The sequence below is a fragment of the Chitinophaga eiseniae genome (assembly GCF_012641265.1).
GTDB classification, from domain to species: Bacteria; Bacteroidota; Bacteroidia; order Chitinophagales; family Chitinophagaceae; genus Chitinophaga; species Chitinophaga eiseniae_A.
In genome coordinates this window covers 145076-165077 of the sequence record NZ_JABAHZ010000006.1, presented here as the reverse complement: position 1 = coordinate 165077, position 20002 = coordinate 145076, and the positions used below count along the sequence as shown (strand labels likewise).

The window sequence follows — 20002 nt, the reverse complement described above, 5'->3', positions numbered from 1 at the left end:
TGGAATTGTAAAACCAACAGTAATACTTGTAGTTTTCAAAGAAGATATCTCTCCCGGGTCTTTTTTAAAGGTAGGTATTATTCGTAATTTTATCTCACTTATGACGGCACCGCAAAATCAACGACAGCTCACCACACCCAATGGTATCACTACCATTACAGACTGGCTTTGTGACGAAATCAGGCTGACCCATACCATCAGCCATTTCGATAAGCCCGGCGGGTTTGATGCCAGCAACGACCGGGATGTGGTACGGCTTCACTTCGGGCTGAAAGGCGATTACGCATTTGCTTACCGGCAGCTCAACCGTTCTTTCGACCTGGTGGGCGGCCACCACAATATCATGTACTCCAATGGGCTGGACATGACGGTGATGCCGAAAGCTTCTACCATTGAAACGTTTGGTATTGATTTTCCCCGGGAACTGTTTATCTCCTTTACCCAAAACGGCAATGACCATCTGCAGCGCTTTTGCGAACAGGTATTGGCCGGCAACAGTGTATTGCTGTCGGAAAGCTGGGGCGGCATTGATGCGGGTATACAACAGGTAATTGGACAAATACTGAATTGCCGTTATACAGATCAGCTAAAGAAATTATTCCTGTTATCGAAAAGTATTGAATTGCTGGTACTGTCTGCGGAAGCCTATAACTACGGGATAGATAAGAAGAATGGTATCATTAAAAATAAAACGGATAAAGAGAAGATCATCGCGGTACGCGACCTGATCAACGAACGCCTGAGCAATCCGCCGGGATTGAGCGAAATTGCACAGTTGGTAGGGCTGAATGAATACAAACTAAAGCGGGGCTTCAAGGAAACGTTCAACACTACGGTGTTTGAATACCTTACGGGGCAACGTTTGCAGCTAGCCAATCAATATCTCCTCGATACCCAAAAAACATCCGCTGAAATAGCCTATGAGCTGGGATATGCCAGCCCCCAGCATTTCAATAATGCATTCAAGAAAAGATTTGGCGTTACTCCCAATTCGATTAGAATTAATCCGTAAAATGCAATCCTTCAAATCCAGGACCTCCTAATATTGTAGTAACAAAAACACAGTATTATGGATAAGCAATTGAAATTATCGGAATCTATCCACATTCATGCACCTGCTTCCCGTGTGTGGGAAGCCATTACCAATAAGGCGTTGATTAAGGAATACTTTTTCGGAACAGATGTGAACAGCAACTGGCAAACCGGCAGCCCCGTTACCTGGTCGGGTGAATGGGATGGAAAAAGCTATGAAGAAAAAGGCGTAGTGCTGGAGGTAGAAAAAGGGAAAAAATTGTCGTACAGTTACCTGAGCACCGGGAAAGAAGATATACCGGATAATTACGCCGTTATTGTATACGAGCTTGCGGCCAATGGCCACGACGATACCCGGTTCACTGTTTCCCAGGCAAACTTCGAAAACCAGGAAACCTGTGATCATTCCCGGGAAAACTGGAAGAATATACTGGCGGGATTGAAGTCCGTTGCGGAAAGAAAATAAAGCACAGCTTATTTTGCGGGCCGGTTTCTTTAACTTATTGCAAAGGGAACCGGCTATGTTGCGATTTGGCAATACCAGGGTAATTGGTCAACTTTGTAGTATGAAAACGCCCGCATTTATTTCCCGCTTCCTGTTATCCGGCCTGTTACTACTGGGCAGCACGCACCTTTTGGCGCAACACTATGTACCGGTAGATGAAGGATCTAAGGTGAAATTTACCATTGTAAATCACCTTATTTTCAGCAGTACGGTAACGGGGTATTTTACCGGCTTAAAGGGTAACATACATTTTGACCCGGATAAGCTGAAGGAAACAGTCATAGAGGCAACGGTAGCTGTGAATACCATTAATACGGGCATCGGAAAACGTGACCGCGACCTGATGGCAGAAAAATATTTTAATACCGCAAAGTTCCCGGTAATGAAACTGGTAGCTACTTCCGTTACTGCGGCAGGGAAACCTAACACCTACCAGTTTACCGGCGCCTTAACCATTAAAGGAATTACCAAAACCATCAGCTTCCCATTTACCACCAATATGACGGCCGGCGGCTGCCAGTTTAATGGCCAGTTTGTGATTAACCGTAAAGATTTCCAGGTAGGCCCGGATAACGCCATTGATGATAAGCTGACGGTTATATTAAACGTACAGGCAAAAAAACAATAACCGTTCCGGTACCTGCCCGTAGATACCGGTAACGGTTATACGCTAAGCCAATTTCTGTGTAAAGTGATGGGCAGAGATATGAAATCCCTGGCGATGATACAAGCGATGCGCCGGAAACAGCCCGTGACCGGAATCGAGTTGTACAGCCTGTAACCCTTCCTTTTTAGCCAGCTCCTTTACATGATCCAGCAGTTTTGCTGCATAGCCCCGCCCCTGGTAAGCAGGCAGACAGGCCAGATCATCTATATAAATTGTTTTACCGCTGAATAATTTATGCATGTGACGGAAGCCTGCAAAGGCCACTACTTTGGACGCATCTTCCGGGTCGGTGACATAAATAATGCGGTAGTCTTCCTGTTGCATATCGCGCAACTGTGCCAGCAAATTTTCTTTCTGCAGGTGTGGACGCAGGAATAAAATCACGTCACTGCAGGCCAATAACTCGGCGTCTGTCTGGGCAGTTTTTATGTTTGGTATCATCGTGCTTTTATTTTATTGACCCGGTACCCGGTGTGTGGAAATGCCAATACGGTTCCAGGCGTTGATGACATTGATAGCCATGATCAGCTCAGAAGTACCTTTTAAACCAAATTCCTTTAACGCTTGCTGGTAGGTGGTTTCCGTAAGTCCTTCGCGACTGATAAACGTGATTTCCTCCGTCATCGCCAGGATAATTCTTTCCGCCGGGGTGAACTGGGGCGATTCCTTCCAGGCACTGAGCAGGTATAAGCGCTGTTCAGTTTCACCGGCTTTACGGGCATCCTGTGTATGTTGATTAATGCAAAAGGCGCAGCCATTCAGTTGGGACGCCCTTACACGGATCATTTCCTGGTGAAGAGGGGATATGCCGGTACCAGACAGGTATTTTTCTAATCCCAGCATAGCGGTGTACGCAGCGGGATCTATCTCTTTCATTAAAAAACGTTCTTTCATCATCGTTAAAATTATAGTGTAAAATTAGCGATGACTGGAGTATCTTAGTAGTCCACATAACAATCGACAGGTAGTCCAGATGCTTCCATTTAAAACGCTCATTCAAACAGATAAATCGCTGAAATTGCCGGTGTACCAGCAAATTGCCAACCGGCTGATAGGTCTGATACAGGAAGGTATCCTGAAGCCGGGATCGTTTCTACCCGGCAGCCGGGTGCTGGCGTTACAGCTGGACCTGCACCGCAAAACGGTGATTGCGGCGTATGAAGAGCTGATCAGCCAGGACTGGCTGGAGCCGGTGCCCCGTAAAGGTATGATGGTGGCTACCAACTTGCCGGTGATCCGGCCCCGTAGCTTCCGCAAGGTATTGCAGCCCTATGGCGAAGCCACCGCTTTCTCCTTTCATATGCCACCGGCAGCACCGGTGATGGCGCCTTATCCCGATGCCAGCATGCCGCTGGTGATCAACGATGGCTTCCCTGATGTACGCCTGGCCCCTCTGACCGACTGGGTACGGGAATGCCGTTCGGTGATAGAAAGCACCCGCTATCACAAGTTGCTGATGTACGGCGAGGCTGCGGGCACCACTGCCTTACGGAAAGAAATGGTGAAGTACCTCAGTAATACCCGTGGCCTTAATATCACCGTTGATCATGTGATGATTACCCGTGGCGCGCAGATGGCTATTTACCTGGCAGCCGCCATGATCATTAAGCCCGGTGACTATGTGATTGTAGGTAGTCCGAATTATTTCTTCGCTGACCTGTGCTTTGAGCAGCTGGGTGCACGTTTGTTGCGAGTGCCGGTAGATGAAGAAGGAATTGATGCAGATGCCATTGAAACATTGTGCAGTCAGAAGAAGATCCGGATGTTGTACCTGATCACGCATCACCATCACCCTACCACGGTAACGTTGAGTGCCGCCCGCAGGATGAAGCTGCTGGAGATTATCCGTAAATATAAACTGCCGGTGATTGAAGACGATTACGATTATGACTTCCATTACAGCTCGGCGCCCATATTACCGCTGGCCAGCGCCGATCATGGCGGCAACGTCATTTATATCGGTTCTTTTACCAAGTCGCTGGGCTTATCCATACGTATTGGCTTTATGATAGCCCCGGCCAGTTTTATCGCCGCTTCGGCGGAGTTGCGCCGGCTTATGGACCTGCGGGGCGATAACCTGGCAGAGCAGGCACTGGCCAACCTGCTGGCCGATGGCACGATTGCCAGGCATCTGAAAAAGTCGAATAAAATATACCGGGAGCGGCGCGACCTGCTCTGCGAATTACTGCAGCAACGATTAGGGAAGACAGTCACTTTTACACCGCCTGCCGGCGGAATGGCCATCTGGTTGCGCTTCTCTCCCAAAATATCCTTAATTAAACTGGCGGAAAAAGCCCGTAGCAAAGGCCTACGCATGTCGTCGGGAGAGCAGTATCACTATGGAGGCAAATCCGTTAACGGGCTGCGTTTTGGCTTTGCCTCCCTTAATAACAAGGAGCTGCGGGCGGCGGTGGCCATCCTGGAAAGTATTTTGGATACGGCGTCCTAAGACCGGCTACTGGTCATAAAATTGCCGGCTCCTATTGAGCCGCAGGTCTTTCAGGATGCTTGCCTTAGTGGCAATGGTGAAGCTGAACTGGCGGAAGGTGCCAAATGGGATGAGGTTGATGGATAAATTAAAATCGTGCAGGTCGCGCGAGATATACATGTTCGTATAAGCAATCTGCATATTGGTAAAGTCGAAGCCGCTGTTGAGACCTATCTTCCATTTGGGCGTGAGACTAAAATCGCCGTTGAAACTAACATATTGGGTAATTCTCTTCACCACCCCTCCGGAATCCGGAATAATCGTGTTCGTATAGGCGAGGCTATAGGAGAGATCTATGCGCCAGGGGATGTCAAAATCCACGTACTCGCCAGGATTAGCGCGTACCATGGCCAATTGCCGCTGTTGCGCGGCATAGGCGGCGTCTTTGCCTTGCGCATTTTGGATAGAGTCCATCGTTTGCGTTTTGGCGGTCCCTTTTTTGTCCTTCGACTGGAAAGAGGTGCTCAGGGAGATGCTGGCGTTGGTTAAACGGCCCAGGCTGATCTTGCCCTGCTGCCAGATGAGTTTGTCGACCCGGCGGCCGCGGGCATCAGTCTGATAAGGATCCAGGTTACCGCTGGCGGAGATATTCAGTTTGTCGAACAGGTTGGTACGGGCGTAAATAGCGAAAGTCGACAGCTTAAAGGAGTCGGCTACCAGGTTATAGTTGCCGGTGATACCGAAACCATCGAGTAATTTAATTTTCTTTTCGTGGTTGCCTGTGGTGTCTTTCCGGGAAAATACCTTCATCTCCAGGTTATTGTCCAATCCGAAGTTGATACCGCCAAAGGTTCCGGGACTCGGTACGCCTATGATGGCCCCATCGAAATCTGACATCGGGGTTTTATCTCCCTGTTTATTATACTGTACCTGGCGGTAATAGCTGCTGGACAAATCCGGCCGGTACATGGCGCTCAGCGTAGGACGCATCACATGGCGGATAGCCCTTACTTTGGAATGTTTGTTAAACGTGTACATGCCATATAAGGCGGTCGACAACGACATGCTGGCGCTTACATCGCGCGCGGTAAAGAAGCCGGCCTGGTAAGTGGTATCCAGGGCGCCCTTGTCGCCCGTGCCCAGGTTAGGTTTGTTGGGATTCCAGTTACGGATAAATTTCTTGGTATACCAGTATTCTGAATAGTTAATCCCCGGCGATAAAGTGAATGTTTTAAGTACGGGGATGGAAAAAGAGATAGGCACGCTATGTTGCATACCGGTTTGCATGGCATCGAGCATGGCCTGTTTACCAAACAGTGAGTCCTTGAAGTTGGCCTGGTTACGCAGTACCCCATTATAGGAAATCCCTATCTTCTCATACCACTTAGGCTTGCCTACCATTTCTTTCGGCTGAAAAGGATAGATGGTATTCACGGTGAAAGTCGCATCCGGGAAGGAAATCGACACATCACGGGTGCTCAGGTTCTGCGAATGGTTCAATCCCATCGTGAGGTTATAAGGCTTGCCTATCCAGCTTTTGGAGAAAGTGATAGAAGATCCGATGTTATTGTTTACACGGGTATTATAGTCGTATACGTTATACCGGTTATAGGAGGAGGTTCCAAAGTTAACGGCGGCGCCAAAGTTAACGCCGGGGCGGGCTTTGCTGTCCATACTATGATTCCAGGTAACCCGGAAGTCTTTGGAGGTGCTGAATTCCGACTTTACGGCCGGATCGCCGAAGCGGGTGTTGGCGAAGCTGAGGTTCAGTCCACCGTTGTATTTGTACCTTTTCCGGTAGGTGGGACTGGCCGTCAGGCTCCAGCTGCCATAGGAATATACGTCTCCCCGCATGGTAAGATCGAAATGTTCTCCCAGGCCGAGATAGTAGCCGCCATTTTCCAGTCCGATTCCTTTCTGCTGGTTCACCACGTACTGTGGAGGCAGGATACCGGAGCGCTGTCCCTGTGTAATCGGGAAAATAGCGAAGGGGATAAAGAGGGGAGTGGGAATCCCCTCAATTTCCAGGTTGGCCGGGCCGGAGACCACCAGTTTATCGGGGATGATTTTTATTTTCCGGGCACGGAATTGAAAGTGCGGCGTATCGAGATCGCAGGTGGTAAAGGTATTTTTAAAGCCGAAGATGGTATTATCCGTCATGTGCTTGGCCTGCTGGCTGCCCACGTAAGCTTCTCCATATTTAGAGCGGGTATGGTAAATTTTGGCTTTGCGGGTACCGATGTTAAACTGGATGGTATCGGATTCGAAGCTCTGTCCGTTGTCGGTCATAACGGGAAGGCCTATGGGTTTCCCGGCGGTGTCTTTCCATTTGGTGGCTTCTACCAAACCGGTTTGCTGGTCTACCAGCATGCGTTCGGCTGTGATGCTGGTATTTTTGTATTTCGTGTCGGTGTTGCCATACAGGAGCATGCGTTTGTCGGGTACCAGCATCACGATAGAGTCTTTTGCCTTATAATGTATGGGTGCGTCTATGCTATCTTTCGATGCCCGGGGCAGGGTATCAGGCGGCAGGGTATCTGCGGTGGTCATTGGCAAACGTGCCATAATGGTGTTGGGCCTGCCTGCTGCGATAAGCAGGAAGACAATCAGGAACCCTGAAAGAAGCTGGCAAATAAATCTCATGTATGTTATTGGATGGCGTCCGTGGCGCGAAAATAGTACCGGAATAGCTGAGTTTGTCTTGATACGCACTTACCAAAAGGATAGTAATAAGGGATTTCGGGGCAAGCAAGGGGTGAAAGCGGTGATGGTAGCGGGGGTATTGTAGTTGGTAAAGAAAAGTTAACTTTTTTTGGGGATCGTTAGGGATATGCGGGAGCCGGTTGTATACTTCATTTTGCCGGCAATGATTTTTGGCGTATCTTGGTTGTCCTCAATTAACTCCAACGTTATGCATGATAACGAATTATGGTACTCTTATAAAGAAGGGGATGTAAAAGCGTTAGAAGGATTGTACGAACAATATTATACCCCGCTCTCCAATTATGGATTCAGATTTACTCCCGACAATGTTTGTGTAGAAGAGAGCCTGCAGGACCTTTTCCGCAAGCTTTGGCAGAACCGGGAAGGAATTACCAGTCCCCTGGTGGTAAAGCAGTACCTGTATCAATCGTTCCGCCGTATCCTGTTGCGCCGCCTGGAAGTGCCTTGCCGGCATGAGGACGAATTTGCCGGAGAGCATATACCCTTCCATGTAGAGGTAACCGGAGAACATCCTTTGGTGGGGAAGGAGCGCATGGCGATGCTACGGAGTAAGATCAGCACTTTAATGGGTATCCTGAGTAACCGGCAGCGGGAAGCAGCCTTCCTGAAGTACTATGAGGGCCTGTCGTACGAGCAGATTGCGGAGATCATGCACATGAATATCACCGGTACCTGTAAGCTGATTTATCATGCCCTGGAGCGTTTACGGGAAAAAGTAGGAGATTTTACCCTGTTGGTGTTACTATATATCCTGAAGAAAAAAGACTGAGCGGTGTGGCCTGTTGAGCCGTAAAAGGAAGCAAGCGCTTTTGGGGAACGGGCAATGGGAGTGTATTGGTGGTCTTTTTTGGGGAACGTACCGGAATGTAACGGCGCTTGCTTCCGGGTACAAATGTCCATCTAATATTATTCGTTATCAAGGGGATAAGTGCGTAAGTTTTTAAATACGTATTTATACCTTTTTTTATGCTGTTGGGCATCCGAGAGGGAAGTAACAGTAAATGCTACCTACAACAAAATATTCCCAACACTTGATTAGTTTCCAGTACAGAATCTCTCCAGAATGATTACAGATTATCTGCTAATACGGTTATCTTGCCTTTTGCCACACCGTTTTCTACGCTGTTCCAGAGTACCGGTTATTAACTAATTATTACCTTATAATTACCTTTCCATTAATATCATTATCGTCCCTGTCATCTGAAAAGAATTCAAATTTCCTTTGCAGAAATTCTACCGGATGATAAGAACGATACTCATCTCCATTTTACTTTTTTGCAGTATATCAACCGTCTTCAGCCAGCAGGCTGATATTACCCTGAAAGGAAGCATCCTGGATGCGCAAACCAAAGAACAGTTACCAGGGGCCACTATTCGTATCGCAGCGCTGAAACGTGCCGGTGGCGCCAGGCTGGATGGTACGTTTAGCATAGATAAGTTACCTGCGGGCACTTATCATTTGCAGGTGTCTTATGTGGGATACAAGACGCTGGATACCACCATACATCTTACTTCTAATGTATTCATCGGGCTGCTATTGAACAGCAATGCAAGAGACCTGAAAACAGTTAATATCAATACCAAACGCAATGCAGAATCATCGCAGGCTGCGAAGAAAGCAGAGATGCTGGCGGGTAATGTGATGAACATTGTTTCAGCCAAAGCTATACAACTATCGCCTGATATTACTATTGCCAACGTATTACAGCGCGTATCTGGTGTATCATTAGAGAGAAGCAGCAGTGGAGATGGCCGCTATGCGATTATCCGGGGGATGGATCAGCGGTATAACTACACCCTGATCAATGGTGTAAAGATACCCAGCCCTGATAACAAGAACAGGTATGTGCCGCTGGATATTTTCCCGGCCGACCTGGTGGAAAGGGTAGAAGTAAACAAAACACTCACGCCGGATATGGAAGGCGACGCCATTGGTGGTACGGTGAATATGGTGATGAAGAATGCGCCTGACCGACTATACCTTAATGGTAGCCTGTCTACAGGTTATAGCCAAACACTGTTGGAACGCCCATTCGATTATTTTCCGACCGGCGCTATCAACAAACAGTCGCCCTATGAAATGCATGGCCCTAATTACCAGGCGCAGCCAGATGATTTTACACGCGACAACCTAAATTATACGAAGAAGTATTTTACGCCCAATGCTATTGGTAGCTTATCGGTGGGTAACCGGTTTTTTAATAATAAGCTGGGTATTATGCTGGGCGCATCTTATCAGCACACGTATAAAGGTTATCACAGCATTTTTAACCCGGGTGAATATACCGACAGGGATAATGCCGATGGTTACCTGTTTATCAAGCATGCTTACCAACGTGATTATTCTACTGCCATTACGCGGACAGGATTGAATGCCAAAGTAGATTACCGCTTTAATGAAAACAATAAAATCAGTTTATATTCTTTCACGGCTATACTCGAAGAAGCACAGGCACGAATAGGCCGTGATACATTGCCATATACCCCTCGTACAGGCCCTGGTACCGGACAGGTGTGGTATAAGTTCCGTTCCAAATATCAGCATCAATCGATCAACAGTACTACCCTGCAAGGGGAACATTGGTTATTATCACAGCATTTGCAGTTAAACTGGTCTGGTGTATATGCCAAAGCTGCCAATCGCATACCTGATCTGACTGAATATGGCTATGATGGCGGATTTTACGCTGATGGCACGCAGAAAGATCCTTACCTGCACCCTAATATTGTACAGCGTTACAACCGTACCTGGTGGAAAAATAATGACCGCGATTATGCCGGTTATGCCAATGCCGCTTACTATGCTACTATTGCAGATCTGCCATTTAAATTTTCATTGGGCGGTATGTATCGCGCCAAACACCGGGATAATTTCTACCAGAATTATAACATGGATAATGTGGCCGATGGTTCCGGCTTGCAGCAATGGGTAGATATCTATCATTTTAAGTGGGGTGTGATTAATCCTGCCGGTTCCCCAGCGGAGGCAAACAATTACCGCGCTGATGAAAATGTAGCCGCTGGATATGGTATGGTGAAGGTTACCATACGGAAACTGGAAGCGATTGTAGGGGTGCGCGCAGAGAATACAGATCAGCAGTTTGATACTGATGTACCTCCCACCCAGGCTGGAAAAACGGGATCCATTAATTATACCGATGTGTTGCCCAGCGTGCATTTGAAATACCTGCTCAATAGCCGGACCAACCTGCGTTTGTCTTATTTCAGTTCCATTAGCCGCCCGGGTTATTTTGAGATTGTGCCTTACAACTTTACCGGCGACGAATGGGATGAAAGAGGTAATCCAATGCTGAAGCATACTACCGCCAATAACTTTGATTTCCGTTACGAATTCTTTCCTAAGCCAGATGAACAGCTGTTGATCGGCGCCTTTTACAAGAATATCCAAAACCCGATTGAGTACGGGTTTTCACAAACCGGTGTACAAAGTCAATTGGTATATCAGCCAAGTAACTTCGGCGATGCCACCAACTTTGGTTTTGAACTGGTATACGAAAAATATATCCGCAACTTCGGTATCCGTGGAAATTATACATATACCAACTCCTCTATCGAAACATCTAAGCTGAAAACGTTTAACCGTATTTACGTCGATCCGGCGCCATTGGAAAAACGGCCACTACAGGGGCAATCAGCGCATATAGCCAACGTATCCTTGTTGTACAAGAACCCTGTACTGGGGCTCGATATGCAGCTGGCATGGCAGTTCACCGGTAAACGTATTGTATTGGTATCTCCTTATTATGGCATGGACTATTGGCAAAAAGATATGAACCTGTTTGATATCTCTGCAGAAAAGAAACTGGATAAGCACTTTGTAGTATTTGCCAAAATACAGAACCTGTTGAATACACCTTACCAGGTGTATATCAAATCCGTGGCGGATAATCAGGCATTGATCCCTTTTCAGCAAAAAGGTAGCGAAACACTCGCGCAGAAAGATGTATACGGTCAGAACTATCAACTCGGCGTACGATTTGTCCTTTAATATAATTCAATAACATCTTTTAAATTTTCAAGCGAAAACTATGAAAAAGATCTTCTTTAAAAGTGGTCTGATTGCCCTGACAGCGCTCTCCATCATCTCTTGTAAAAAGAGTAGTGAGCATGTAGAAATTTCCAAGCCACTGGTAATCGTTGGACAAACCATCAGTGATACCACGTTGCCAAAGCTGGATGCCAATGGTAATGCAATTCCATTGAAAGGTACAATGCTGGCTGGTAAAACCTATCATATCATGTCTGATGTAACCATTAACGAAGGCGACACCCTTTACCTGCAGCCAGGTGTGAAGGTATTGATTCATGGTGATGGTAAAAGCCCGCAAACCAGCCCCGCGTTTCTGGTAAACGGTACACTGGTAAGTGATGGTACTAAGGATGCACAAAACTGGTTTACCGTATATGAAACTGCCACTGTAAAGAAATCAGATGCTACGTATAAAGATGATGCTGCCAACGACCCTGCTTTCAAAGGCTACTGGGGTGGTTTCCAGTGCGGTGCCAATGCTCAATTGCTGTTGCTCCGCTGGACGCACGTAGAATATACTGGCGGTGCCTGGGGGGCTAATGCTGCTGATTATGGCGCTACTCCCGGTGATGCCCGTTTTACTATTTTCATGAATAGTAAAGGCAGCACGCTCGGCAGCCTGATTGTAGAAGATTCCTGGTTCTACGGCGCTAAAGATGATGGTATCCGTCCAAATAACGTATACATGAGCCTGATGCGTAACACCTTCACCAAAATGGGTGCCACCGGTGGCGAATCCGTTAACATTAAAGACGGTGTAATTGGTGATATGGCGTATAACTTTACTTATGGTATTGCTACCAATGGTCTGAAAACTTCAGGGTCTACCGGTAAAAGCTGTATGGTAAACATCTACAACAATACCGTAGTAAACTGTGGTTTCAGACAAACCAAAGCAACGCGCAATGGTTCTATCAATACTGAAACCAACGCTGGTGGTTATATCTTCAACAATATTATCGTTAACTGTAAAGCAGGTTTGAGAATATCTTTCCACTCAGAAAAAGGTAAGCCCAGCGATACCCTCAATACCCTGTACAACAATAACCTGACCGCTATTGGCAGAGGTTATCCAATGGGAGGCGCTCAACAATACATGGTATTTATTGAAGCTAACCAGTTTACCCTGAAGCAGAGCAACGACCTGAATGGTTACACCAATGGGCCTATCGCTGCCGACGGTACCAACGCAGGTACCAATAATCCGAATGATTCGCTGAAGTACGATCCCCAGTTTATTAACTATGATATGGCGGCTATGAGCTTAGGCACTAATTACCGTATCTACCAGATTCCTGCGGGCGCCGACTTCCACCTGAAATCCAGTTCTCCAGCCATTGGCGCCGGCGTATACGCTGGCGGTACCGGCAAAAACGCTATCCCGGTGAAGCCAAGTGCTCCGCTGCTGACTCAATACGGGATTCCGATGAAAGTAGTAAAAGCCGGTGGCACTTTTGGTGCTAACATTACAGGCCCCAATAAAGACCTGGGTGCATTCCCGACAGATAACACCGGTAATCAACATACCTATTAATTCCTATACCTGGCACAGGAAAAAGGACGTCTTTGTACGTCCTTTTTCGTTTTAATTTTGAAAAGATGAACTGCGTTTACACCTGCCTGTTACTATCCGGGATGGCGGCCTTAACAGCGGCTTGCGGTAAGGATAGCAACACGGTAACTAACCCACCCAAAGATACCACTGCAGTAGTAGTGGATACTGTGAAAACCGCCAACTATGATCTGGCATTCCTTAGTCCCTGTACCCTGTTTATAACCACGCCACAGGTAGTGGTGACGGAGCGCCAGGACTACGAGGAATTGTCGGGCGTAGCAGCCAGTCATGTGTACCCGGGATTGTTGTACGTACATGAAGACAGTGGTAATTCCAATGAAGTATACATAACCGACAGCAAAGGCGCTAATAAGGGCACCCTGGTACTGGATGGCATCGTTAACCGCGACTGGGAAGATATTGCTACCGGACCGGGGCCGGAAAAAGGAAAGCAATATATCTATGTAGCTGAAATCGGGGATAATGATGCCGCCTACCACAGTGTATATGTATACCGTTTCCCCGAACCGGATTTATCCGCTGCTAATGCCAATACGGTTATCCACATTACCGCCGTGGATAAAATAGAGCTGGTATACCCGCATGGCGCTGTGAATGCCGAAACCCTGCTGCTGGACCCGCTGAACAACGATTTATATATTGCTACCAAGGAAGTGGGTACCAGTACTTTATATGTAGCCCGCTATCCACAATCTACCACTGCTAAAACTACGCTGGTGGCGCTGGATAAACTACCTTTTGATCATCTTACAGCCGGTGATATCTCAGCAGATGGTACAGAAATCCTCCTGCGTAATACCGGGCAGATCTGGTATTGGAAGCGACAACCTGGTGAAGCCATCTGGGCCGCCTTGCTGCGCAAGCCCCAGGATGCGCCTTATGCCCGCAACGAAAGACAGGGAGAAGGCATTGGCTTTGCCGCTGATGGCAGCGGTTATATTACCGATTCAGAAATTAAGAAGTACCCGGGCGAAAAGGTAGCCTTGTCGTTTTATAAAAGAAAATAAATATACGGAAGTGCCGGGTAGCTTATTTGCCTGAAAACGAGTAAAGCTGGAGAAATTTCAGGACCTTTGGGGCGTACTTCAAAAAGCCAGTGTATGTTCAAGGTGCAATCTTTTCAACCCCATAGGTTGCTACAGGACTACATCGTTTCTTACCTGGTACTGGAGAGCGATTTCCAGGAAACAGGTTTTCGGGAAATGGTGGTGCTGCCTCATGTGATGCAAAGTCTCACATTCAACATAGGTACGCCCCAGGCGGTATATGATATCACTCACCAGGAATACCCTGCCGCCAGCAGTATTACAGGCCCCAACCATGATGTATGCGAACTGCGTATTATGTCCGGTTTTAAGCAGTTGGTAACCAACCTGAAGCCCGGCGCCTGGTATAAATTGTTCAGGATATCTTCCCAGCCATTCTGTAATAAAAGCGGCGATTTATCGGTAATACTCGGGCCACAGGTGGCAGAGATGAGCACCCGGCTAAAAGCAGGTGTAAATGAAGAGCAACAGGTGCGTATACTGGAAGCTTTTTTACTGCAGCAGTTGTGGAGGGAAAAGAAGTATGCCAGGAATATAGATGAGGCCATCCGGCTGATCTTTGCGGCAGATGGTAATATCTCCATCCGGCAGTTGGAGGCCGGTGTGTTTATGACGAAGCGTACACTGGAAAGAAATTTCCTGGAACAAACCGGGCTTCATCTTAAAATGTTTTGCCGGGTAGTGCGCTTCCGTAAAACCATTGAGTACATTGAGCGGGAGCGGTTTCCTCAGTGGAGCCTGTTGGCACAGAAGTTTGGTTACAGTGATCAAACACATTTTATCAACGAGTTCAGATACTTTACGCATTGTTTACCTCATGAATACCCCGGTTTTCGCAGTGACCTGGAGCAGGCAATGGGATTATAAAAATGTCACTTTTTTCCGATTACCCCCTTCCTAATTTTGGTACTTTTATGCCACTTATACTTCTCATGTTAACGTGGTGAATCGATGTATATCAACCTGTTTCCACATTAACGAGGTCGAAAACACATCGCTGATATTTTTGACCAATCCCTGAAAAGCTACCGGTTTCTAATTAAATGTACTGGCCTGATCACAATGGGCACAGCGGTAGCTGCTTGTGCCATGAGCAAATCTGTTCTTTCTGTTCATCTAAACTTCCAACGTATGAACGACAATGAAAATGGAGCCACCAACCGTCGGGATTTTCTCGGCAAAATCATTGCGGGCGCCACTATCCTGGGTATACCGGCCATGGTTCCTTTTGACCTGCACGCGGCCATGCCCCAGGAGCATATGAAAATGACCACTAACACCGCCGATGCCTGGATGAATAAAATCAAGGGCAAACACCGGATGGTGATGGACGTAGTACGCCCCAACGAAATATTTCCGTTTGCCTGGCCCCGGGTATTTTTATTAACCAATAGTGCCACCGGTACGCCGGAAAAAGATTGCGGGGTAGTGGTGGTATTGCGGCATGCCAGTATTCCCTACGCCATGAAAAGTGAGCTGTGGGAAAAATACCATTTTGGTGAGATGTTCAAAGCGGATGACCCGCTCACCAAGGCAGCTTCCACCAGGAACCCGTTTTGGGAACCTAAGGCCGGCGACTTCAGCGTACCTGGTATAGGTAACGTAGCCATTGGTATTAATGAATTACAGGCCAGTGGTGTGATGTTCTGTGTATGTAATATGGCGATGACGGTATATAGTGCAGTAGCTGCACAACAAATGTCCCTCGATCCTGCTGTTGTGAAAAAGGAATGGATGGATGGCGTTTTACCAGGTATCCAGGTAGTGCCTTCCGGCGTTTGGGCGGTAGGCCGGGCTCAGGAAAAGAAATGTGCTTATTGCTATGGAGGATGAAACGTATGCCATTGCAAACCAGGCCGATGCTTCATGCGCTGGAAATTGTGTTGTTTGCCGGACTGCTGTTTATGGTGATCAAACATTTTTTTTACGGAAGCAATAGGCCACGCGAAAAACAACGGGCGGGCACGATAGTGTGGATAGCCCCGGATACTGCTACCATTCCCCCTACAGCAGACGGTGATCTGATCCGGTATGGGCGGGAGCTTATTGTGCATACTGCTGTTTACCTGGGGCCTAATGGTTCCGTGGCCAGTATCAGCAATGGCATGAATTGCCAGAACTGCCACCTGCGCGCGGGTACCCAGCCCTGGGGCAATAACTATGGCAGTACTGCCAGCACCTACCCCAAGTACAGAGCGAGGAGTGGCGGCATGGAATCTGTTGAAAAAAGGGTGAACGACTGCTTTATCCGGAGCCTGAACGGCCAGGCACTGGATTCCGGCAGCCGGGAGTTAAAAGCAATTGTTGCCTACATACACTGGCTGGGAAAGGATATTCCTAAAGGACACCGGCCGCCGGGAAGTGGTATAAACGAGATACCCTACCTGGCAAGAAGTGCAGATACCGCTGCCGGCCGACAGGTGTTTCAACAGAAATGCCAGCGTTGTCATGGTATTAATGGCGGTGGCATGATGAGGCCCGACAACGCTGAATTCCTGTATCCCCCGTTGTGGGGAGCAAAGAGCTATAATACCGGAGCAGGAATTTACCGCCTGTCGAGGTTTGCCGGGTATGTAAAATATAATATGCCTTTCGGGACAGATTATAGCAACATACAACTCAGCGATGAAGAGGCCTGGGATGTAGCGGCGTTTGTGAATTCGCAGCCACGCCCGGTGAAAGCGTTTCCCGCGGACTGGCCGGATATAGGCTCTAAGCCGCCCGATCATCCCTTTGGCCCCTTCACCGATACTTTTCCGGTATCACAACATAAATACGGTCCCTTTAATCCTATTGTACTGGCACACCAGGGGCAATCACGCAAGAAATAGTATCAGGGTTTATTCTTCACCGAAAAAATATGATCATGAAAAAACTGTTGTTAATAGTAGCACTTTCATTTGGAAGTATATTGTTATACGCACAAAGCGACTACAAAATAATATTTGATATTACCAGTAAGAATATGGATGATCAAAATGCTGTGGTACGCCAGGCTAGCAGTATCATGAAAGCCAATCCCGATGCACAATTGGAAGTGGCGGTATATGGAGAAGCATTGGATATGGTATTGAAAGATAAATCTAAAATTGCACCCGGCCTTACAGACCTAATCAATAAAAAAGTGGCGGTGAAAGTTTGTGGCATGACCATGAAAAGAAATAATAAAGATGCATCTCAACTAATACCCGGTGTGGAAATGGTACCGGATGCCATTTATGAAATTCTCACCCGGCAAAGACAGGGTTGGGGGTATATAAAAGTGGCGCAGTAACCTGTCCGGAACTGAACAGGAAAAGTGTTGAAACCGAACAAATTGTAAATTTTGGTAATTTCATAGTGCCTGATCTTGAAATACCTGTGTGCTGGCATTGTGTTAGCGCAGTATAAACAGGTTTTGCGTGAAGGTTCACTGTTAAATTATCCTGTTGTCAATGCTAAAAAACTATCTGAAAATTGCCTGGCGCAATCTCTGGAGAAATAAGATCTTTTCCCTGATCAATGTACTGGGCTTAACGGTGGGACTTACCGCCTGTTTCTTTATTTTCCTGTATGTACATTTTGAATTGAGTTACGATCAGTTTCATGCGAAAAAGGATCGCATCTACCGGGTAACCTGCGATGTGAAAACGCCCAGCGAAACTATCAAAGGTGGTATTACTCCCTGGCCATTTGCGCCCAACATGCAGCGCGACTTCCCCGAAATAGATGCATTTACCAGGGTGAGTAACGCTAACCTGCTGGTGAAAAAAGGAAATATCAGCTTCCAGGAGGACCAGGCGCTGTTTGCAGATTCCTCGCTGTTCCGCGTATTTGATTTTAAGCTGTTGAAGGGAGATCCCAACACCGCGCTCCGCGATGTAAACAGCATTGTGTTGAGCGAAACCGCTGCCAAAAAATATTTTGGAAATGCCGATCCCATGGGTGAAACCGTGTTACTCACCGGCGACCTGATACCCTCCACCGTGACCGGCGTAATGGCCGATATGCCGGAAAATACCCAGCTAAAGGTAAATATGCTGGTGTCGATGTCGACCCTAACGAAACTTAATGCCGGGTTAGATAAAGCCTGGGGAAATTTCGGCGCCACCACTTTTCTGTTACTGAAGCCCAATACCAGCGCTGATGCGCTCGTCGCCAAGTTCCCGGATTTTATCGAACGACATAACGGTGACGAGCGGCGGAAAAGCAAGATGTTTTACACCGTGGCCCTGCAACCATTAACGGACATATACCTGAATACCACCTATGGTGCATATGTAAATGGCAGCAGGAACAATGTATATATCTTTACTGTGATCGCTTTGTTCATTCTCTTTATCGCCGCTATTAATTTTGTTAATCTCACTACCGCCCGGTCGGTAGAACGGGCCAAAGAAATTGGCATCCGTAAAGTAGTAGGGGCTACGCGGCAGGAGTTGCTCCGGCAATTTATTGGAGAATGCCTGTTGTTATGCCTGATGGCATTTGTGCTTACACTGGTACTGTTTTCCGCCTTGTTGCCTGCCTTCAATTTGCTGGCTGGCAAAACGATCAGCCACGGGCTCATCGCAGAACCTGTTTATATTGTGATCCTCTTGCTGGCAGCTATCCTGATTGGGCTGCTGGCGGGTATTTACCCGGCATTGGTGTTATCTTCCTTTAAGCCGATCCTGGTATTGAAGGGTCGTTTTTCTACCAGTTCCAAAGGTACCTTACTGCGCAAAGGGCTGGTGGTAACGCAGTTTGCGATTTCTATTACCCTCATTATCGGTACTATCATTGTGTACCTGCAAATGCGTTATATGCATAACAAGGACCTGGGCTTCAGTAAAGAGCAGGTGTTGGTAATTGATACCCATGGCGACCCGGCAAGAGATGCATTTAAGAATGCTATCAGTGCCCTGCCCGGGGTAACGCATACAACGATGTCGTCTGGTATTCCCGGTGGCAACACGGAAGGCGCCTATACTGAAATACAAAATAAGCAGGGCGAAATGCAGGTGGCTAACCTGGACTTATATTTTGTAGATTATGATTTCATTCCCCAATATAAGATTAAGCTGGTAGCGGGCAGGGGATTCTCCAGGGATTTTGGAACAGATACTACGCATGCGATGGTGGTGAATGAAACGGCCGTTAAGCTGCTGGGTTACTCCAAACCAACGGACGCGGTAGGCCGGTCTTTCCGGCAATGGGGCCGGGAAGGCACCATTATAGGGGTGGTAAAGGATTTTCATTTCCGCTCTTTACAGGAAAACATCAAACCACTGACCATGCGTATTGAACCAGGCGGCTGCGAAGTGCTTTCTATCGTAGTAGCACCCGGTGATCTGCGCGGTACATTGGCAGGTATTGAAAGTAATTGGAAGACATTGATACCCAACCGGCCTTTCAGCTACTATTTCCTGGACAAGTTTTTTGACCGGCAATATCGTACCGAGGAAAGGTTTGGCAAGCTGTTCTTCAATTTTGCCCTGCTGGCCATCCTTATTTCCTGCCTGGGATTACTAGGACTGGCTTCTTACAGCGCTTTACAACGCACCCGTGAAATCGGTATCCGTAAAGTAATGGGCGCCTCGGTAACGGATATCGTAAACCTGTTGTCGAAAGATTTTCTGAAACTGGTGTTCCTGTCGTTTTTAATAGCCACGCCGCTCGCCTGGTATAGTATGCATAAATGGCTGGAGATATTCGCTTACCGGATCAGTATTGCCTGGTGGGTATTTTTGGTATCCGGTGTGATTGCACTCGTGATTGCCATTGCCACCATCAGCTACCAGGCCATCAAGGCCGCGCTGGCAGACCCGGTGAAGAGTATGCGGGCAGAGTAAGTTTTCTCGCCAAGGCGCAAAGCAGCAAAGATTGAAGCGAATTTTAAGCCCGCAAAGCGAGAAGATTATGTAACATAACAATTACTACGTAATCTTCTCGCTTTGCGGGCTTAAAATTCGCTTTATTCTTCTCTTTAAATTCTTTGCTGCTTTGCGCCTT

General features: G+C 47.4%; 16 protein-coding genes. 13 read left to right on the top strand and 3 right to left on the bottom strand.

Annotated elements, in window-relative coordinates; all coding sequences use genetic code 11:
* The first annotated feature begins 100 nt into the window (after positions 1-100).
* From HGH91_RS22840 to HGH91_RS22830, 3 genes are all read left to right on the top strand, one after another.
* Positions 101-1012, top strand: coding sequence for a helix-turn-helix domain-containing protein (locus HGH91_RS22840; protein ID WP_168741114.1), 912 nt, complete (start codon positions 101-103; stop codon positions 1010-1012).
* 57 nt (positions 1013-1069) lie between these two features.
* Positions 1070-1498: an SRPBCC domain-containing protein gene (locus tag HGH91_RS22835; protein WP_168741113.1), complete on the top strand. Its 429-nt coding sequence runs from the start codon at positions 1070-1072 to the stop codon at positions 1496-1498.
* Positions 1499-1598: 100 nt separating this feature from the next.
* A complete protein-coding gene (locus HGH91_RS22830) occupies positions 1599-2165 on the top strand; it encodes a YceI family protein (protein ID WP_168741112.1) in 567 nt (188 codons plus the stop codon).
* Between the two features lie 42 nt (positions 2166-2207).
* Here HGH91_RS22830 and HGH91_RS22825 read toward each other — a convergent pair whose 3' ends face one another.
* Positions 2208-2645: a GNAT family N-acetyltransferase gene (locus tag HGH91_RS22825; RefSeq protein ID WP_168741111.1), complete on the bottom strand. Its 438-nt coding sequence runs from the start codon at positions 2643-2645 to the stop codon at positions 2208-2210.
* 12 nt (positions 2646-2657) lie between these two features.
* Complete coding sequence (locus HGH91_RS22820; protein WP_247651820.1) at positions 2658-3101, bottom strand: carboxymuconolactone decarboxylase family protein; 444 nt, start codon at positions 3099-3101, stop codon at positions 2658-2660.
* 76 nt (positions 3102-3177) lie between these two features.
* Here HGH91_RS22820 and HGH91_RS22815 point away from each other — a divergent pair, with 76 nt between their 5' ends.
* Positions 3178-4653 carry a PLP-dependent aminotransferase family protein gene (locus HGH91_RS22815; protein WP_168741110.1) on the top strand — a complete coding sequence of 492 codons (1476 nt, stop codon included), beginning with the start codon at positions 3178-3180 and terminating at the stop codon, positions 4651-4653.
* Between the two features lie 6 nt (positions 4654-4659).
* On the opposite strand, the gene HGH91_RS22810 is transcribed toward HGH91_RS22815, so the two are convergent.
* Positions 4660-7275 carry a putative LPS assembly protein LptD gene (locus HGH91_RS22810; RefSeq protein WP_168741109.1) on the bottom strand — a complete coding sequence of 872 codons (2616 nt, stop codon included), beginning with the start codon at positions 7273-7275 and terminating at the stop codon, positions 4660-4662.
* Between the two features lie 268 nt (positions 7276-7543).
* Between HGH91_RS22810 and HGH91_RS22805 the strand changes: the two genes are divergently transcribed.
* The 9 genes from HGH91_RS22805 to HGH91_RS22765 all read left to right on the top strand — a co-directional run bounded on the left by HGH91_RS22805 (position 7544) and on the right by HGH91_RS22765 (position 19842).
* Positions 7544-8125: an RNA polymerase sigma factor gene (locus HGH91_RS22805; protein WP_168741108.1), complete on the top strand. Its 582-nt coding sequence runs from the start codon at positions 7544-7546 to the stop codon at positions 8123-8125.
* 471 nt (positions 8126-8596) lie between these two features.
* Complete coding sequence (locus HGH91_RS22800) at positions 8597-11365, top strand: TonB-dependent receptor (RefSeq protein ID WP_168741107.1); 2769 nt, start codon at positions 8597-8599, stop codon at positions 11363-11365.
* Between the two features lie 40 nt (positions 11366-11405).
* Positions 11406-12941: a hypothetical protein gene (locus HGH91_RS22795; RefSeq protein ID WP_168741106.1), complete on the top strand. Its 1536-nt coding sequence runs from the start codon at positions 11406-11408 to the stop codon at positions 12939-12941.
* A gap of 65 nt (positions 12942-13006) precedes the next feature.
* On the top strand, positions 13007-13990 hold the full coding sequence (locus HGH91_RS22790) for a hypothetical protein (protein WP_168741105.1): 984 nt from the start codon (positions 13007-13009) through the stop codon (positions 13988-13990).
* A 93-nt stretch (positions 13991-14083) separates the two neighbouring features.
* Positions 14084-14896, top strand: a complete 813-nt coding sequence (locus HGH91_RS22785; RefSeq protein ID WP_168741104.1) for a helix-turn-helix domain-containing protein — start codon at positions 14084-14086, stop codon at positions 14894-14896.
* Between the two features lie 264 nt (positions 14897-15160).
* The gene (locus HGH91_RS22780; protein WP_168741103.1) at positions 15161-15862 is read left to right on the top strand and encodes a hypothetical protein; all 702 of its coding nucleotides are present in this window, start codon (positions 15161-15163) and stop codon (positions 15860-15862) included.
* Positions 15859-16860, top strand: a complete 1002-nt coding sequence (locus HGH91_RS22775; protein WP_247651819.1) for a c-type cytochrome — start codon at positions 15859-15861, stop codon at positions 16858-16860. The genes HGH91_RS22780 and HGH91_RS22775 overlap by 4 nt, the downstream gene beginning before the upstream one ends.
* A 35-nt stretch (positions 16861-16895) precedes the next feature.
* A complete protein-coding gene (locus HGH91_RS22770) occupies positions 16896-17303 on the top strand; it encodes a DsrE family protein (protein WP_168741102.1) in 408 nt (135 codons plus the stop codon).
* A 160-nt stretch (positions 17304-17463) separates the two neighbouring features.
* Positions 17464-19842, top strand: coding sequence for an ABC transporter permease (locus HGH91_RS22765; RefSeq protein ID WP_168741101.1), 2379 nt, complete (start codon positions 17464-17466; stop codon positions 19840-19842).
* The last annotated feature ends 160 nt before the right edge of the window (positions 19843-20002 follow it).

Bases quoted from the DNA above. Each gene is read 5' to 3' on its own strand.
- HGH91_RS22840 (WP_168741114.1), top strand. From the start codon at position 101: ATGACGGCACCGCAAAATCAACGACAGCTCACCACACCCAATGGTATC.
- HGH91_RS22835 (WP_168741113.1), top strand. From the start codon at position 1,070: ATGGATAAGCAATTGAAATTATCGGAATCTATCCACATTCATGCACCT.
- HGH91_RS22830 (WP_168741112.1), top strand. From the start codon at position 1,599: ATGAAAACGCCCGCATTTATTTCCCGCTTCCTGTTATCCGGCCTGTTA.
- HGH91_RS22825 (WP_168741111.1), bottom strand. From the start codon at position 2,645: ATGATACCAAACATAAAAACTGCCCAGACAGACGCCGAGTTATTGGCC.
- HGH91_RS22820 (WP_247651820.1), bottom strand. From the start codon at position 3,101: ATGATGAAAGAACGTTTTTTAATGAAAGAGATAGATCCCGCTGCGTAC.
- HGH91_RS22815 (WP_168741110.1), top strand. From the start codon at position 3,178: ATGCTTCCATTTAAAACGCTCATTCAAACAGATAAATCGCTGAAATTG.
- HGH91_RS22810 (WP_168741109.1), bottom strand. From the start codon at position 7,275: ATGAGATTTATTTGCCAGCTTCTTTCAGGGTTCCTGATTGTCTTCCTG.
- HGH91_RS22805 (WP_168741108.1), top strand. From the start codon at position 7,544: ATGCATGATAACGAATTATGGTACTCTTATAAAGAAGGGGATGTAAAA.
- HGH91_RS22800 (WP_168741107.1), top strand. From the start codon at position 8,597: ATGATAAGAACGATACTCATCTCCATTTTACTTTTTTGCAGTATATCA.
- HGH91_RS22795 (WP_168741106.1), top strand. From the start codon at position 11,406: ATGAAAAAGATCTTCTTTAAAAGTGGTCTGATTGCCCTGACAGCGCTC.
- HGH91_RS22790 (WP_168741105.1), top strand. From the start codon at position 13,007: ATGAACTGCGTTTACACCTGCCTGTTACTATCCGGGATGGCGGCCTTA.
- HGH91_RS22785 (WP_168741104.1), top strand. From the start codon at position 14,084: ATGTTCAAGGTGCAATCTTTTCAACCCCATAGGTTGCTACAGGACTAC.
- HGH91_RS22780 (WP_168741103.1), top strand. From the start codon at position 15,161: ATGAACGACAATGAAAATGGAGCCACCAACCGTCGGGATTTTCTCGGC.
- HGH91_RS22775 (WP_247651819.1), top strand. From the start codon at position 15,859: ATGAAACGTATGCCATTGCAAACCAGGCCGATGCTTCATGCGCTGGAA.
- HGH91_RS22770 (WP_168741102.1), top strand. From the start codon at position 16,896: ATGAAAAAACTGTTGTTAATAGTAGCACTTTCATTTGGAAGTATATTG.
- HGH91_RS22765 (WP_168741101.1), top strand. From the start codon at position 17,464: ATGCTAAAAAACTATCTGAAAATTGCCTGGCGCAATCTCTGGAGAAAT.